This is a genomic window from bacterium, assembly GCA_024224155.1.
Taxonomy (GTDB): Bacteria; Acidobacteriota; Thermoanaerobaculia; order Multivoradales; family JAHEKO01; genus CALZIK01.
This window is the reverse complement of the sequence record JAAENP010000099.1, coordinates 40847-56361: the sequence shown is the minus strand read 5'-3', so window position 1 is coordinate 56361 and position 15515 is coordinate 40847. Positions and strand designations below refer to the sequence as shown.

The 15515-nt window shown below is 63.0% G+C and carries 14 protein-coding genes; 4 read left to right on the top strand and 10 right to left on the bottom strand.

Annotation, left to right across the window (positions count from 1 at the left end):
* The first annotated feature begins 27 nt into the window (after window positions 1-27).
* From GY769_06010 to hybB, 3 genes are read left to right on the top strand one after another with little or no spacing between them, the layout of a single operon-like run.
* Window positions 28-513, top strand: a complete 486-nt coding sequence (locus tag GY769_06010) for a hypothetical protein (GenBank protein MCP4201475.1) — start codon at window positions 28-30, stop codon at window positions 511-513.
* Window positions 506-1354: a 4Fe-4S dicluster domain-containing protein gene (locus GY769_06005; GenBank protein MCP4201474.1), complete on the top strand. Its 849-nt coding sequence runs from the start codon at window positions 506-508 to the stop codon at window positions 1352-1354. The genes GY769_06010 and GY769_06005 overlap by 8 nt, the downstream gene beginning before the upstream one ends.
* A gap of 11 nt (window positions 1355-1365) precedes the next feature.
* A complete protein-coding gene (hybB, locus tag GY769_06000; protein ID MCP4201473.1) occupies window positions 1366-2619 on the top strand; it encodes a Ni/Fe-hydrogenase cytochrome b subunit in 1254 nt (417 codons plus the stop codon).
* A 142-nt stretch (window positions 2620-2761) separates the two neighbouring features.
* On the opposite strand, the gene hypE is transcribed toward hybB, so the two are convergent.
* The 4 genes from hypE to hypF are packed head-to-tail and all read right to left on the bottom strand — an operon-like array spanning window position 2762 to window position 7604.
* Window positions 2762-3853: a hydrogenase expression/formation protein HypE gene (gene hypE, locus GY769_05995; GenBank protein MCP4201472.1), complete on the bottom strand. Its 1092-nt coding sequence runs from the start codon at window positions 3851-3853 to the stop codon at window positions 2762-2764.
* Window positions 3854-3879: 26 nt separating this feature from the next.
* A complete protein-coding gene (hypD, locus tag GY769_05990) occupies window positions 3880-4974 on the bottom strand; it encodes a hydrogenase formation protein HypD (protein MCP4201471.1) in 1095 nt (364 codons plus the stop codon).
* On the bottom strand, window positions 4971-5264 hold the full coding sequence (locus GY769_05985) for a HypC/HybG/HupF family hydrogenase formation chaperone (protein MCP4201470.1): 294 nt from the start codon (window positions 5262-5264) through the stop codon (window positions 4971-4973). Before GY769_05985 ends, hypD begins: the two co-directional genes overlap by 4 nt.
* A 3-nt stretch (window positions 5265-5267) precedes the next feature.
* Window positions 5268-7604 (bottom strand): carbamoyltransferase HypF, encoded by a 2337-nt coding sequence (gene hypF, locus GY769_05980; GenBank protein ID MCP4201469.1) that lies wholly within the window; start codon window positions 7602-7604, stop codon window positions 5268-5270.
* A gap of 397 nt (window positions 7605-8001) precedes the next feature.
* Between hypF and GY769_05975 the strand changes: the two genes are divergently transcribed.
* On the top strand, window positions 8002-9933 hold the full coding sequence (locus GY769_05975; protein ID MCP4201468.1) for a GAF domain-containing sensor histidine kinase: 1932 nt from the start codon (window positions 8002-8004) through the stop codon (window positions 9931-9933).
* 83 nt (window positions 9934-10016) lie between these two features.
* Here the strand turns inward: GY769_05975 and GY769_05970 are convergent, their stop codons facing one another.
* The 6 genes from GY769_05970 to GY769_05945 are packed head-to-tail and all read right to left on the bottom strand — an operon-like array spanning window position 10017 to window position 15493.
* A complete protein-coding gene (locus tag GY769_05970) occupies window positions 10017-10409 on the bottom strand; it encodes a response regulator (protein MCP4201467.1) in 393 nt (130 codons plus the stop codon).
* Entirely contained in the window at window positions 10406-10933 is a 528-nt protein-coding gene (locus GY769_05965) for a hydrogenase maturation protease (protein ID MCP4201466.1), read from the bottom strand. The genes GY769_05970 and GY769_05965 overlap by 4 nt, the downstream gene beginning before the upstream one ends.
* Window positions 10933-12387 carry a Ni/Fe hydrogenase subunit alpha gene (locus GY769_05960; GenBank protein MCP4201465.1) on the bottom strand — a complete coding sequence of 485 codons (1455 nt, stop codon included), beginning with the start codon at window positions 12385-12387 and terminating at the stop codon, window positions 10933-10935. The genes GY769_05965 and GY769_05960 overlap by 1 nt, the downstream gene beginning before the upstream one ends.
* A 9-nt stretch (window positions 12388-12396) precedes the next feature.
* Window positions 12397-12942 carry an NADP oxidoreductase gene (locus tag GY769_05955; protein ID MCP4201464.1) on the bottom strand — a complete coding sequence of 182 codons (546 nt, stop codon included), beginning with the start codon at window positions 12940-12942 and terminating at the stop codon, window positions 12397-12399.
* A complete protein-coding gene (locus GY769_05950; GenBank protein ID MCP4201463.1) occupies window positions 12939-13652 on the bottom strand; it encodes a 2Fe-2S iron-sulfur cluster binding domain-containing protein in 714 nt (237 codons plus the stop codon). Before GY769_05950 ends, GY769_05955 begins: the two co-directional genes overlap by 4 nt.
* Window positions 13652-15493 carry an NADH:ubiquinone oxidoreductase gene (locus GY769_05945; protein MCP4201462.1) on the bottom strand — a complete coding sequence of 614 codons (1842 nt, stop codon included), beginning with the start codon at window positions 15491-15493 and terminating at the stop codon, window positions 13652-13654. Before GY769_05945 ends, GY769_05950 begins: the two co-directional genes overlap by 1 nt.
* Window positions 15494-15515: the final 22 nt, after the last annotated feature.

Below are 15515 nucleotides of genomic sequence, written 5' to 3'. Positions count from 1 at the left end.
CGGAAGCATCGGACGAGCCGAAGAAAAATGTTCGCGTTCCGCCCAGCCGTCGTCCTGACCGCTCTTCTGATGGCGCTGCCGGCCGAAAGCCAATCCCCGGAGCTCGATCGCGAGCCGCCCGAGGTCATCACCAGTTTCACGGTCGCGGGAACCGTCGACTTTCCTCACTCGATGCACGCCTCCGATTTCGAGATCGAATGTGTTACCTGCCATCACGAGACCAACGCCGCGGCACTGAGCATTCCCCATCAGGAGTACTTCGATGACTTCTGGATCGAGTGCCAGACCTGTCACCTGTCCGAAGCTCCGCCCGCCTCTCCTCAGGCCTGCTCAGCCTGCCACCACTCGTCACCCACCACCATTGCCGACGAGACCCTGAGTGCCAAGGTCGTCATTCACCGGAGTTGCTTCGAATGCCACGAAGGCGGCACCGGCCGAGACGCGTCACGCGGTTGCAGCCTCTGCCACAAGGCAGACGCTTCCGACGCGAAAGAAGGGGATCAGCATGGATAGGAGAGGGTTTCTCAAACTCGCCGGAGCGGCCGGAGCCGCGGCGGCTACCGGGCCGGCCAGAGCTGACTCCCCTCCGGAACCGGACAGCCCTGAGTTCTGGGGCGTTCTCGTCGACACCACCCGCTGCATCGGCTGCCGCGCGTGCGAGCGCTCGTGCTCGCTGACTCACGATCTCCCCGTACCCGACATCGAGAACGACGATCTGCTCGAGCACGAAAGACCGACCTCAGACCATCAGTGGATGGTGGTCAATCGCTATGAAACCAGCCGCGGCGAGGTGTTCGTCAAGAGACAATGCATGCATTGCTGGCAACCGGCTTGCACCGCGGCGTGCCTCACCAACGCCATGCACAAGACCCGCAAAGGGCCGGTGATCTGGCATCCGGACAAATGCATGGGATGTCGTTTCTGCATGGTCTCCTGCCCCTTCGAGATCCCCAAGTTCGAGTACAACTCGTGGAATCCGAAGATCCAGAAGTGCAACATGTGCTGGGAAAGGCTGGGAGAGGGCAAGAAACCGGCCTGTGTCGAATCCTGCCCGACCGACGCGCTGATGTTCGGCAGGAAGCGCGACCTGATGGAGATCGCCCGCATTCGTATCTACAACCATCCAGACAAGTACGTTCACAACATCTACGGCGAGCACGAAGTGGGAGGTACCGGCTGGCTGTATCTATCGGCAGTGCCCTTCGAGGAGTTGGGTTTCCGAACCGATCTCGGGACGACTCCCTATCCCGAGTTCACCCGTGATTTTCTCTACGGCGTGCCGCTTGTCCTTTTCGGACTGCCGGCACTGCTTCTCGGCTTGAGCTTGCTCGCCGAGAAGGAGTCGGAGCCGTGAGAAGGCCGTCGATGCTGGAGAATCGCGATCTTGGTGGAGAGCTCAGGCGCTTCGGCAGGTTGCTGCTCTCCGAGGCCAGGCCCAAGGGCAAGCTGCTGACTCCTTTTAACGTCATCTCGATCCCGGTCATCCTGCTCGGCCTCGGCATTCTGGTGGTCCGGTTCACAAAGGGCCTGGGAGCGGTCACCAACCTCTCTCAGGAATTCCCCTGGGGGTTCTGGATCGGCTTCGATGTCGTCACTGGCGTGGCCTTCGCCGGCGGTGCCTACGCAATCACCTTCGCCGTCTACGTGATGAAGCTCGAGAAGTACCACCCCATCGTCAGGCCCACGGTGCTCTCCGGTCTTCTCGCCTATGTGTTCTATGCCGGGGCGCTGGTTCTGGATCTCGGCCGGCCCTGGCACATCATCAATCCGATCATCGGCAACTCCTTCGGTTACAACTCCGTGCTCTTCCTCGTGTCGTGGCACTTCATGCTCTACATGCTGGCCGAGCTGGTGGAGTTCTCCCCGGTGATTGCGGAGTGGGCGGGCTGGAAGAAACTCCGCCGGATCCTGGGCGCGCTGACATTGGGAACCGTGATCTTCGGTGTCACGCTGTCCAGCCTGCACCAGTCCGGCCTCGGCGCCCTGTTTCTCATGGCCAAATCGAAGATCCATCCCCTGTGGTACTCGGAGTTCATCCCGATTTTTTTCCTGGTATCGAGCATCTTTGCCGGTCTGTCGATGATCATCGTCGAGGGCACGATCAGCCATCGCGTGTTCAAGGACCAGATCGATCCCGCCAAGCACCATACTTTCGAAGACATCATTCTCGGGCTCGGCAAAGGAGCCGCGATTTCGCTCTTCGTTTACTACTTCTTCAAGTTGCTCACTTTCGTCCACGACCGGCAGTGGACCTTGCTCACCGACGGCTGGGGCGCCTGGTACCTGGTCGAGATACTGGGCTTCGTGCTGTTTCCGTGTGTACTTTTCGCCTATGGCGTGCGCAACCGCAGTGTCGGCACGGTGCGCGTTGCCGCCGTCATGGCTCTGGTGGGCATCATCCTCAATCGTCTCAACACCTCGGTCATCGCCTACAACTGGACCGCGGCGGTCCGCTACTACCCGTCCTGGCAGGAGATCGTGGTGACGCTGATGGTGGTGTTCACGGAAATCTGGGTGTTCCGCTGGATCGTGCTTCGAATGCCGGTTCTCCGGGAAGCGCATGAGCTGCCTGCGCAGCGAGCCAGAGCCGGCGCGCCGATACCATCGACCACGGTGTAGGGAGCACGAGAAATGGAGACCTACTACTACGTCAATATCTTCGAGACCAAGGGGCTGGAGTACCTGCTTCTCATGGCCTTCCTGGTTCTTTTTGTCTTCCTGGTGAGGTACCTCAGAGGCCCCGACAAGGAACCTTGACCGGTCAGCAGATGCGTGGCAGCTGCTCGCCGGAGAGCATGTCGACGACTCGCAGGCCGCCGATGGACGAGCGCAGGACGACACGGCCGGGGTGGTCGTCGACGACCTCGCCTATGATTGCCGCCTGGGCGCCGAGGCGGTGCGAGCGCCAGAGCTCGAGCGCTTCCTCGGCACGATCGGCGGCGATGATGGCCAGACATTTGCCCTCATTGGCTACGTAGAGTGGATCGAAGCCCAGGATCTCACAGGCACCGCGGACCTCCTCGGACAGTGGAATCCGATCCTCTTCGAGAAGGACGCCCGCGTTCGATTGACCGGCGATCTCGTTGAGAGCGCTCGCGACTCCTCCGCGGGTGGGATCCCGGAGCACCCGCAGGTCATCCGGCAAGTTGTCGAGAAGCAGCTCGACCAACGGATAGAGGGCCGCCGAATCGGTCTCGAGCCGGGTCTCGAACTCGAGGCCCTCCCGAACCGACATGATCGCGATGCCGTGCTCGGCGATCGGTCCGTTGATCAGGATCTTGTCGCCGACCGACGCCCCCTCGGGCGAGATCTCGACGCCGTCGCGCAGCAGACCCACGCCGGTGGTATTGATGTAGACGCCGTCCCCCTTGCCCTTGTCGACCACCTTGGTGTCGCCGGTTACCACCCAGACACCCGCCTCTAGGGCGGCATCCCGCATCGACTCGACGATTCGCCAGAGATCTCCCATCGCGAAGCCTTCTTCGAGAATGAAGCCGGCCGAGATCGCCATCGGCTTGGCGCCGCACATCGCGACGTCGTTGACCGTGCCGTGAACCGCGAGCGATCCGATGTCGCCACCCGGAAAGAAGAGCGGCCGCACGACGAACGAGTCGGTCGAAAACGCCAGCCGCTGCTGCCCGGGAGAGCGCTCCGACCCCGAACTCAGGCCCAGCACCGCCCCGTCGTGGAGATTCTCGAGCACCGGATTGTCGAAGGCCGGAACGAACAGCTTCTCGATCAGCATCTGGCTAAGTCGCCCACCCCCTCCATGGGCCATTTGCACCATCGGATAGTCGCTGATCGGGATCGGGCAGGAGCCGGCGAACCTGGGCAGTGGATCTTTGTCGGACATGACTCCCCTACTCTCCGAGTGGTCGGTCAGGAGACTTTCACCCGGCCGTAGTGGTAGTACGCCGCGCAAGCGCCTTCCGACGACACCATCGGCGCGCCCAAAGGATTCTCCGGTGTGCATTTGGATCCGAAGGCCGAGCACTCGTGCGGTTTCCGCAAGCCCTGCAAGATCTCGCCGGCGATGCACTCTTCGGATTCTGCGGCCTCGATATCGCCAACGTCAAATCGGGTCTCGGCGTCGTAGGTGGCATACTCAGATCGCAGCCGATACCCGCTCTCCGGGATCGAACCGATGCCCCGCCAGGCACGGTCGCACGGCTCGAAGACTTGGCGAAGCAGTCTCTGCGCGGGCCGGTTGCCTTCGTAGGTGACCGACCGTGTGTACTGATTCTCAACGCCCGAGCGTCCTTCCTCGAGAGCCTTCAATGTCATGTAGCAGCCCTGGAGCAGATCCAACGGCTCAAATCCGGTCACCACGATCGGAATCTCGTACTTGTCGGCGATCGGCCCGTACTGCCAGTAGCCCATCACCGCGCAGACGTGCCCCGCGGCCATGAAACCCTGTACCTGATTGTGCGGCGCGCTCAAGATAGCCTCCATCGCCGGCGGCACCAGAACGTGCGAGCACAGAATCGAGAAGTTCTCCAATCCTTGTCTGTGGGCGGTCCATACCGACATGGCGTTAGCAGGCGCCGTCGTCTCGAAGCCGACGGCGAAAAACACCACCTGACGGTTCGGATTCTGCTCCGCGAGTTTAACCGCGTCCAGTGGCGAATAGACGATGCGGACGTCGCCGCCTTGCGACTTGACACTCAGGAGATCCGCCGACGTTCCGGGCACTCTCAACATGTCGCCGAAGGAGGTGAAGATCACCTCCGGCCGCCGGGCGATCGCGAGGGCGCGCTCGATCTGCTCGAGCGGCGTCACGCACACCGGGCACCCCGGGCCGTGAACCAACGTCACCTGCTCCGGCAAGAGCCGATCGATGCCGGACTTGATCAGAGTGTGGGTCTGGCCTCCGCAGATCTCCATCAAGCTCCAGGGCTTGGTAACAACACCATGGATCGCGTCGACGAATTTCCGGGCCTCGGGCTCGGAGCGATACTCGTCGACAAACCTCATGCCGCGCCCCCACGAGTCTCGTCCCCTGGGACCTCGCCCGGCTGCGGCACTTCGAGCTCGCCGAGCTCGTCCATCTCCCTCAGATACTCGAACACCTTCGCCGCCTCGTCTTCATCGATCTTGCTGATCGCGAAGCCGACATGAACCACGACATAGTCCCCGATCTCGGCCTCGGGCGTGTAGGCGAGGCACACCTCCTTGACGATGCCGCCGAAGCTGACTCGGCCCATATTCATGCCGAGCGGATTCTCCTCGATCGAAACCACCTTGCCTGGAACGCCAAGACACATTGTTCAGACTCCTCTCTCGAGCCGGGCCGCTGCAACAACCACCTGTCCAAAGCTGATACTGCCATCGTTGGGCGGCAACCGTCGATGCATCAGAACCTCGAAGCCGGCCCGACGCAACCGCTCGGCCGACCACTCCGACAGCAGCCGGTTCTGAAAGCACCCTCCGGCGAGAGCCACGCGCTCTTCTCCCAGCTCGCTGGCGACGTCCACGATGGCCTCGACCAGAGCACGATGAAACCTGGCCGCAATGATACCCACTGCGATGCCCCGCCGGAAATCGCCAAGCACCGCCTCGACCAGAGGCCGCCAGTCCAGTTCGAGCGCCACCGACAAGCCGTCGTGATGGCTCGTCTCGCTACCGGCTTCACGTGACTCGAGAGGCAACGGATAGGCACCCCGCTCCTCGCGGTCCGCGATGAACTCGAGCGCCATCGCCGCCTGCCCCTCGAACGCCACCCTCTGGCGCAAATCCAGCAGTGCGGCCACACCGTCGAACAACCGGCCCGCGCTGGTGGTCACCGGCGAGCCGAAACCGCTCGCGAGCATCCGGGCCAGTGGCGCCCGCTCGCCGTTCTCGAAACTTCGAACCGAGGCCAGATCGTGGCGCTCGAACCCAGCCTCGCCGAAGGTCTCCCACAACAGAGCCAGCGCGACCCGTCGAGGCTCTCTCACCGCGGCATCGCCGCCCGGCAGTCGGAACGGTCGCAGCGAGGCCACGCGCTCGAAGGCGGCCGCGTCCCCCGAGAGAAACTCGCCGCCCCACACCGAGCCATCGGTGCCATAGCCGGTCCCGTCCCAGATCACGCCGAGCGCCTTGCCCGGCTCGTCGTTATCCGCCAGGCAGGCGGCGAGATGGGCGTGATGATGCTGCACCGCGATCGTCGGAAGCGCTGCCAGTGGTTTGAGAATCGTGGCCGCCGGCCAACGAGACGAGTGGTAGTCGGGATGAAGATCCCGCGCAATCGCTACCGGCAGCACCTCGTAGAGATCCAGAAAGTCCTCGATCACGCGCTCAAAGGCCGCGACCGCCTGGGGCGTCTCCATGTCGCCGATGTGCTGGCTGATGAAAACCTTGTCACCGACGGCGAGCGCTACGGTGTTCTTGAGATGTGCACCCACTCCCAGAATGCACGGCAACTCCGCCGGCACCGAAACCGGCAGTGGTGCCCAGCCTCGCGCCCGCCGAAGTGGCTGGGCCTGTTCTTCCACCATGTGGAACACGCTGTCGTCGACATGACGCTCGATCGGCCGGTCGTGTAGGAGAAACAAGTCCGCGATTCGAGCCAGCCGCGCCAGTGCCTCTTCATTGTCGATCGCAATCGGCTCGTCCGACAGATTGCCGCTGGTAGCTACCACCGGCTTGTCGATTTCAGCCAGTAAGAGATGGTGAAGCGGGGTGTAGGCGAGCATTACACCCAGGTTCGGATTCCCGGGAGCCACTCCGTCGGCGATCTCCGACTCGGCAAGCCTGGGCAGAAGCACGATCGGGGCCCGTGACGAAGTCAGGAGATCAGCCGCCGCGGTCGCGACCTTGACCAGGGCGCGGACCTCGTCGAGATGGCGCACCATCAGAGCCAGTGGTTTTTCATAGCGACCCTTGCGCCGACGCAGCAAGGCCACTGCCTCGCCGTCAGTCGCATCCACCATCAAGTGGAACCCGCCCAGGCCCTTGACCGCGACGATTCGTCCCCGGCGAACCGCCGCCGCCGCCGCCTTCAAGGCTGCTTCCCCGCGAGCCAGTTCTCTGCCCACGCTATTCGCGAGAGTGAGGCGAGGACCACACTCAGCACAGGCGTTGGGCTGAGCGTGGAAGCGCCGATCGGCGGGGTCCTCGTATTCCCGCTGGCACCGCTCACACATGATAAAGCCGCGCATGGTCGTATTGGGGCGGTCGTACGGCAGCGACTCGATGATCGAGAACCTAGGTCCGCAATCGGTGCAATTGGTGAACGGGTAACCGTAGCGTCGATTGTCCCTGCCGAGTACCTCCCGAAGGCACTGGCCGCAGGTAGCGATGTCCGGCAGCACCGACACTGTCTTGTCTCCAGCTCCTTCGCTCGATCGGATCTCGAAGCCGCTCAGGCCCACCGGCTCGAGCCAGGCCGAGTCGAAACGATCAAGCACTGCATGCTCCGGATGCTCACTCCGGACTCTCTCGGCAAATCGCTCGAGCACCGCATGCCCACCCTCCACTTCCAGGATGACACCCCGGCTGTCGTTGAGGACCCAGCCCGCAATCCGTGCTTCACGGGCGAGGCGATACACGAAGGGCCTGAATCCAACCCCCTGAACCGCGCCCGAAATCTCGAGGCGCAAGCGCTGTGTCGTAGCCGAAGACAAGGTCAACCTCGAGCGTGATCATACGCTCGCTACTCCCGTCCTGGCAGCAGGCACGGTGACCCGCTTGGACTCCTGGCCGGTGGCGGCGCTGGTTCCGCCGTCGTGAGGCCCACCCCTTCGGGTATTGCCGCGCACCGGGCCGCATTTCATGCTGAAATGCGGTTTCTTCGAACGGTGACGTCCCGCGCCGGGTCCGTCGACAACGGCTTGAGCGCCGCCGGATCAACAGCGAGACTTGAGAGCTCAGTATGGCCCATCGTCTTTCGTCGCCAATTCTCACCGAAGTCTCAGAGCGCGCCGAGTGGTGCACCATGGAAGCCGCCCGCGGGCCGGCCACTACTCCGCCAACCGATCAGCCGAGGGTACCCTTGGTCCGAGCTTGGGCCTGAGGACGGTGATGAACATCGACCGCCGCAAACGTCCCAGAAGGCGATTCACGTTGGACCTGGCTGCAGGACGTGACGGTCTGCCGCGGCTCTGGGGACATCAGGGCTTCTGGCAAATCCGCCTGCGCTGGGCCGTGGCTCCACTGATGATCGTCGCGGTCGCCGCCGGGAGAGCACTGGGCTTCGAGTTTCAGGTCGTGCCGATCCTGATCATTGCTCTTGCGAGCCCCGCCTACAACGCTCTGTTTGCCTGGGTGTACAGCCGTCATCGCAATCGGATCGAGGCCGATCCGCGCCTGAATCGGATCTTCACTACGACTGGGGTGTTCGTCGACTACGCGGCGATGTTCCTACTCATTTACTACACCGGCGGTGTCTCGAGCCCGCTATCGGTGTTCCTCATCTTCCACGTCATCATCGCCGCGATCCAGTTTCCGACCGGCACCGCTTACGCCCTGGCCGGTGTCGCCGCCGGAGGACTCTGGATCTTTCTCATCGGACAGATCGGAGGCTGGCTTCAATGCCACCATGTCGCCTACCGCGCGGCGCCGCTCCACTATCTCGATCAGCCGCCCTACGCGATAGTCGTCCTGTCGGCTTTCACTGCAACCCTCTTCTTTACGGCCGGAATTGTCGGCCGCCTCGCGGACCGTCTCCGGGCCAGGGTCGGAGATCTCGCCGACGCGACCTCCAGCGTCGCGCGGGCCAACGTCCGACTGAGAAGCCTCTACCGCATGCTCTCGGCAATCGGCGCGGAGCGGCGGATGCAGCCGCTACTCGAGACGGTCACCGAAGAGCTGTCCAAGGTCACGAAAGTCCAAGCCGTCGCGGTCAAACTCCTGAGCGAAGACGGCAAAGAGCTTCGTTACGTGGCGGCTCATGGCCTTCCCGCCAGTGTCACCGCCGACAAGGTCGTCTACGTGGACCAAAGCCCGATCAACCAGCGGGTCGTCGAGGAGAAGATCCTCTTGGAGAGCCGCCTCGAAAGCGGCGACCAGATGCAGCTGCAGGAAGAGCTGCGCGAGCTCGGGATCCGGTCCGCGGTGCTGGCGCCACTGAAGGTCGAGGACCGGGTGATCGGAACCTTGGGCTTTTACGACCGCTCGTGCGACCGGTTCAGTGCTCGCGATCACGACTTTCTTCAGCTCGCAGCCGAGCTCGTGGCCATCGCCATCGATCACGCCCGAGCCTATGAGGCAATCGAGACCCTGATGCGCGAGCGCACCGAGTTCATGCTCGAGGTTGCGCATAACTTGCGGGCTCCCCTGGCCGCGGGCCTGAGCATCATAGACCTCCTGACCGAGGGCTATCTGGGTGAGCTGGCCGAGCCGCAGAGAGATCACCTGGATCGTCTCGAGAGCCGGCTGAGAGCGCTCAACCAGACCATCGGCGAACTCCTGGCCATTGCCCGGACCCGGGATCGAAGCCGCGAGATCGAAGACGTGGTCGTCGACCTCGGCGCTTTGGCGCGCTATACCGAACAGACCTTCAAGAACGAAGCCGCCGCACAGGCTCCCGCCTTTCGGGTCCCCGCCGATGCCGACCTACCCCCAATCGCCAGCGGCCTCGGGCTTCTCGAGAGCCTCATGGACAACCTGGTCTCGAACGCGATCAAATACACGCCCGAGGGAGGCCGGGTCGAAGTCCGTTTCGAGCACCCCGACACCGCCTCGGTGAGGATCGAGGTCGAGGACACCGGCATCGGAATCCCCAGCGACGAGAAGGGCAAACTCTTCCGCGAGTTCTTCCGAGCGAGCAACGCCCGCCGGACGACCGCACTCGGCACCGGCCTGGGTCTCGTACTGGTCAAACAAACGGTCGAACGTCACGCCGGCGAGCTCGATCTGAGCAGCGAGGAGGGGCAGGGCACCAAAGTCACGATCACGCTTCCGCTCGATCGGGAGGCAGCCCTCAACGCGCGACCGGAAAGGACCCCCTCTTAGATCGCGGCGCGGTTCGGTCGGCACGGAGACCGACCGTCTTGGCTACCGATGGTAGGCCGCCGGTGTCGCCTCGGCGCGAGGTCTCAACCTGTAGCTTCGACGGCCGGCAGCGCCGCACGCAGAACCGCTAACAGGCGGTCCTTCTCGAGCGGCTTCTGGAAGATCCCGGCGAGCCCCAGGGCGGCGTAGTCGGTCGTCATGCTGAGATTGTCGCCGACGGAGCTCAGCATGAAGACCGGGGCCTCGTTGTCGAGCAGCTTGAGCTCTCTCGCGAAACCGGTCCCGGCATCGACCTCTTCCATCATCAAGTCGAGAATAATCACATCGGGAACGGCCTTCTTGTACTCGAGCAGTCCTTCTTCGGCGCTCGCGGCGCCGGCGAAATCAAATCCTTCGGCTTCCAGGACGATCTCCAAGTACGAAAGAATATCGGGGTCATCGTCGATACACAGAACCAACGGCTTCTTCTCGGTCATTTCACATCCTCCGAATCGGCCGGTCGGCCGCCGCATGTTGACTCGCTCCGCCCCGGACCCGGTCGTTCCTCAAAACACCCATCGCGCAAGGCGTCGCTGAGAAAACCTGCAGTCGCTGCCAGGTTGGCCCGCGCGCGCGGGCTCAGAGTCTCGTCAAACGTGTCAAAGTCATAGCCTCGAATCCCCACCAACCAGGTTTCCGGCTCTCTGCCGAACAGCTCGCCGGTCAACTTCAGCAGAGCCTCGGGGCTGACGCTGTGGGAAGTGAAGCTGAGCCCCGTTTCGGCCGGGGCGAGCCGGCGGCACGAGAACGGCTCGGGGCCGCTTCGGTCCGCATCGACGAAGACAACCCGGTCGTGGCGCGCGATCTCGGCCGCATCCTCGACCTGCAGTTGGTAGTCCGACTCGACCGTGAGGCCGTCGTCGGCCTGGGCCTCGATTATTCCGGCCAGAGCCGGACCCAATCCGTCATCGCCGCGGCCGGGGTTTCCCCAACCCAGGACCAACGTCCGGAAATTCGGCATTAGGGCTTGGTTCTCCGATCGATGGTCTGGCCGTCGGCGGTTTGCAGGGTCACCTCGAGCGGCATCTGTCCCATCGCGTGAGTCGCGCACGACAGGCAAGGATCATACGCGCGAATCCCGACCTCGATGTGGTTGAGAAGGCCCTCGGTGATCTCGGACACTCCGGACAGGTGCTCTTCCGCGATTCCCCGCACAGCGCGGTTCATCGGTTCGTTGTTGCAAGTGGTCGAAACGATCAGATTCGCCATGGTGACCTGGTCGCTCTCATCAACCCGGTAGTGGTGGGTAAGTGTTCCCCGCGGCGCCTCGATCATGGCCACGAACTCCTCCCGGCGCTCGCCCGGCGGAACCACGATGTCCTCGCCCTGAAGGTCGTGGTCGTGGAGCAACTCACCGATCTTCTCGGCGGAGTGCAGGAGCTCGATCATCCGAGCCCAGTGGTAGGCCATGGTGACGTTGCAGGGAGCGCCAACCCCGCCTCCGATCGCCTCGAAGAACTCCTTCCTGGCCCCCTCGGCAAGCGGCGTGTCGATGAAGTCGCAAGTGTTGACTCGCGCCAGCGGCCCGACCCGGTACCAACCGGTCTCCGGTCCGAGTTTCTTCAAGAACGGGAACTTCATGTACGACCAGGGCCTGACTTCTTCGGCGATGACGTCCAGGTAGTCGTTCGGATCCACCTGATCGATGATCGAGTCGCCCATGGAGTCAACCGCCCTGAGATTGCCGTGGTACAGGTCCATGGCACCGTCCGGTCGAACGATGGACAGGTGGTTGGAGTCGAAAGAGCCGAAGGCCGCCACCCAATCGATATTGTCGAGGGTATAGCCCTTGGCGAGTTTCACGGCTTCGAGGCTCCACCCCAGCATCTGGTCCATTTCGGCCAGTAAGACGTCGCGCTCAGCGATCGACAGGTTCTTGTTGATGCCGCCCGGAATGGCGCCGGTTCCGTGCACCTTCTTGCCGGCCGTGACCTTGATGATCTCTTGGCCGAACTTGCGCATCATGACGCCTTGGACGGCCAGGTCCGGATGCTCAGCAATGACGCCGATGACGTTGCGCTTCTCCACGGGGGCGTCGAATCCGAACAAAAGATCGGGCGAGGCCAGATGGAAGAAGTGCAGTGCGTGAGACTGAAACATCTGGCCGTAGTGCATCAGCCGACGCATTTTCTCGGCGGTCGGAGTGAGCTCATCCGCTCCAATAATGCCGTCGACCGCCTTGGCGGCGCAGAGATGATGGCTCACCGGGCAGATTCCACACAGGCGCTGCACCAGCACCGGCAGCTCCCAGAACGGACGGCCCTGAATGAACCGCTCGAAACCGCGAAACTCGACAATATGGAGGCGAGCCTCCGAGACCTTTCGGTCTTCGTCGAGCAGGATCGTCACCTTGCCGTGACCCTCGACCCGGGTGACGGGCTCGATGACGATTCTCTCGGTCTTGGTGTTCGGCATGAGTATCTCCTAGTCGTACTTGACGAGCTCGTAGGGCAGCTCGACCGGCTGGTCCGTCAGGAGCGCGCTGAGCGCCGCCCAGAGGGTGTCCGCAGACGGCGGGCCCCCGGGCAGGTGGTAGTCGACCTTGACCACCTCGTGGCAGGGGTAGACCTTGTCGAGAAGCAGCGGGATCTCGACATCGTTCGGCACCTCACCGGTCGGATTCACCACGGTCGGGCCGTTGACAAAGGCCTCTTCGTAGCATTCCTCGAGCGGCACCATGTTGCGCATCGCCGGAATGCCGCCGTTGATCGCGCAGTCGCCGACCGAGATCAATACTCTGCAGTTCTTGCGGAACTCCTGCAGTACCTTGACGTTCTCCTCGTTCGCGCAACCGCCCTCGACGAATCCGATGTCAACCGGGCCCTGAATGTGCTTGAGGTCATTGATCGGTGAGCGGTCGAAGTCGACCAGCTCGATCAGCTTCAAGATTCGCTCATCGATATCGAGTAACGACATGTGGCAGCCAAAGCAGCCACACAGCGAGGTCGTCGCGATTTTAGGTTTGCTCATTTCGCCGTCCCCTCTTCCACGTCCGAGCCAATCGTCACGTGATCGAAACGCCGCGCCCCAACCGGCACCTCAAACCCGACCCGCTTCTTCAAGAGCGAGCCGGTCGGGCAGGCACCGACGGCCTCGTCGTCCACCGCAACCTCTGTATCACCCAAACCTCCCTCGGCGTTCACCGCGAGTCGCTTGTCCGGACCGCGGCCGACAAAGCCAAAAGCGTGCTTACCGTCCAACTCTCCCGAGGCTCGAACACAGCGGCTGCAGAGGATGCAGCGGTTGCGGTCGATGAACACCTCGGGATGGGTGGCGTCCAGCTCACGTTGTGGGAACATGAACGGGTACTTCGGTGCCGTGATGCCGAATCTGTAGGCAAGAGCCTGAAGCTCGCAGTTGCCGCTCTTCTCGCAGAACATGCAGAAGTGATTACCCTCGACGAAGAGCATGTCGATCAGGTTCCGCCGCAGGCCGCGCAGCTCTTCGGTGTCGTTCTCGACGATCATCCCGGGAGTCACGGGCTGCGTGCAGGCCGACTGAGGCCGCCCGTTCACTCGCACCGTGCACACCCGGCACGAGCCCGCCGGCGACAGGCCCTTCATCCAGCACAACCGCGGGATGTAGACGCCGGCGTCTTCGGCGGCCGCCAGGATGCTCTGTCCGGAACTGGCCTCGATCTTCCGGCCGTCGATGGTCAGTTGGATCCTCTGGTTTGTCATCACGACTCCCGTTCTGCGCCGAAATGAACGGATTCGCGGCCGGTCAGGCTCTTTGCCTCACCGAGCGCCGCCTGGATATCGAAGGTGGCGAGCTGACCGTCGGTGGGCTCGCTCAAGAGCTTCTCGTACTCGCCGCGAAAGTTCTCCAGGGTCGAGAGCACCGGATGCGGCGACGTCTGACCAAGTCCGCAGCGGCTCGTGGTCTTGACGGTCTGCGCGAGCTCTTCGAGGTACTCGAGATCGGCCTCCTCGGCGTTGCCGGCCAGGATCCGGTCCAGCCGCTCCTTCAACAGCACGTTGCCGACCCGGCAGGGCGTGCAGTAGCCGCAGCTTTCATGGATGAAGAACTTCAGATACTCGCCGGCGATCTCTGGAACGTTGCGATCGGGGCCGAAAACGGCGATCGCCCCACCGGTCGACAGATCGTCGAAACAAATGGTCCGGTCGAAGTCTCTCTCACCCACCATTCGACCGCTCGGGCCGCCGACCTGAACCGCGAACGGCTCGTCCGCTCCGCATATCTCGAGAACTTCGCGCAATCGGATTCCGAACGGCACTTCGTAGACACCCGGGCGTCGAATGTCGCCCGAAACCGAAAGCAGCTTGGTGCCGGTCGCTGCCGGAGTCCCCATCGACGAAAACCAACCCGAGCCCATCTCCAGAATGCGCGCCGCGCAGCAAAGCGTCTCGACGTTGTTGACCGAAGTCGGCTTGCCCAGGTAACCCTGCTGCGCCGGAAACGGCGGACGGGTCTTCGGTTCTCCGCGAAGCCCCTCCATCGAAGTGATGAGCGCCGTCTCCTCGCCACAGATGTAGGCGCCAGCGCCCATTTGGATACGAATATCGAAGTCGAAACAGTTTCGGCCGCAGACGTTCTCGCCCAGGAGGCCAAGGCGCCGGCGTTCCTCGAGAACGTGCTCGAGGAACTGTCGCAAGTACGCGTACTCGGCTCGCAGATAGACGATGCCCCGTCGGGCTCCGATCGCATAGCCGGCCACGGTCATCCCCTCGAAGAGCAGATCGGGTCGCTCGGTCAGAATCACGCGGTCCTTGAAGGTCCCCGGCTCGCCCTCGTCGGCGTTGCAGATCAGGTAGCGCTCGTCTCCGCCCGCGGCACGGGTGAACTCCCACTTCATGCCGGTCGGAAACCCGGCGCCACCTCTGCCACGCAGCCGAGCCGTCTTGATCTCGCGAATCACCTCGACCGGACTCATGGCCAGTGCCCGCTGCAGCGCGGAGCCCGGCGTCATCTTCCCGAAAATCACCGGGCCCGGCTGGCGCAAGTTGTTGTGCACCGCCGAGCGCACCAGGTCGTGGGCGTTGTTGCCGTCACCGTAGTCACGGATCAGGAGCTTCCTGAGGTCATCGGCGTTGCCATTCTCCTTGAGCACCTGGATGCCGCGCCGAGCGGTGCTCGGACCCAACTTCGGCATCACCAGGTCATTGACCATAGCCGCAGGCGCCTGATCGGACATGCCGATGCACGACGCGTACTCGAGGCTGAAGAGGCCATCGGCAGTCGTCTCTCCGAAACGGATCCCCAGTTCCTCCTCCAGGCCCGCCGCGACCCGATCGGCTCCCTTGAGCCGGTCGATCACGTCGTTGCACAGGCGAATCACGATCTTGCCACGCGGCTCCGAGTACAGAAACGTGTAGAACGAGACCACGCCCTCGACCTCCACCCTCGAGACTCCGAGCTGCGCCGCCACGAGGTCCATCGCCTCGCCGGCCACGCACCCGTGCTGTTCCTGCACCGCAATCAGGATGTCGAGCAGGCGGGTTCGATCGCTGTCGAAGGACTCGCAGATGTCGGTGACAGCTTCTTGGCTCAAGGCATTCATCCGTTTACCTCCTTGGAACCTT

Coding starts and splice junctions, on each gene's coding strand:
- GY769_05955 (MCP4201464.1), bottom strand. CDS start 12,942: ATGAGCAAACCTAAAATCGCGACGACCTCGCTGTGTGGCTGCTTTGGC.
- hybB (MCP4201473.1), top strand. CDS start 1,366: ATGCTGGAGAATCGCGATCTTGGTGGAGAGCTCAGGCGCTTCGGCAGG.
- GY769_05975 (MCP4201468.1), top strand. CDS start 8,002: ATGAACATCGACCGCCGCAAACGTCCCAGAAGGCGATTCACGTTGGAC.
- GY769_05970 (MCP4201467.1), bottom strand. CDS start 10,409: ATGACCGAGAAGAAGCCGTTGGTTCTGTGTATCGACGATGACCCCGAT.
- GY769_05960 (MCP4201465.1), bottom strand. CDS start 12,387: ATGCCGAACACCAAGACCGAGAGAATCGTCATCGAGCCCGTCACCCGG.
- hypD (MCP4201471.1), bottom strand. CDS start 4,974: ATGAGGTTTGTCGACGAGTATCGCTCCGAGCCCGAGGCCCGGAAATTC.
- GY769_05985 (MCP4201470.1), bottom strand. CDS start 5,264: ATGTGTCTTGGCGTTCCAGGCAAGGTGGTTTCGATCGAGGAGAATCCG.
- GY769_05965 (MCP4201466.1), bottom strand. CDS start 10,933: ATGCCGAATTTCCGGACGTTGGTCCTGGGTTGGGGAAACCCCGGCCGC.
- GY769_06010 (MCP4201475.1), top strand. CDS start 28: ATGTTCGCGTTCCGCCCAGCCGTCGTCCTGACCGCTCTTCTGATGGCG.
- GY769_05945 (MCP4201462.1), bottom strand. CDS start 15,493: ATGAATGCCTTGAGCCAAGAAGCTGTCACCGACATCTGCGAGTCCTTC.
- hypE (MCP4201472.1), bottom strand. CDS start 3,853: ATGTCCGACAAAGATCCACTGCCCAGGTTCGCCGGCTCCTGCCCGATC.
- GY769_06005 (MCP4201474.1), top strand. CDS start 506: ATGGATAGGAGAGGGTTTCTCAAACTCGCCGGAGCGGCCGGAGCCGCG.
- GY769_05950 (MCP4201463.1), bottom strand. CDS start 13,652: ATGACAAACCAGAGGATCCAACTGACCATCGACGGCCGGAAGATCGAG.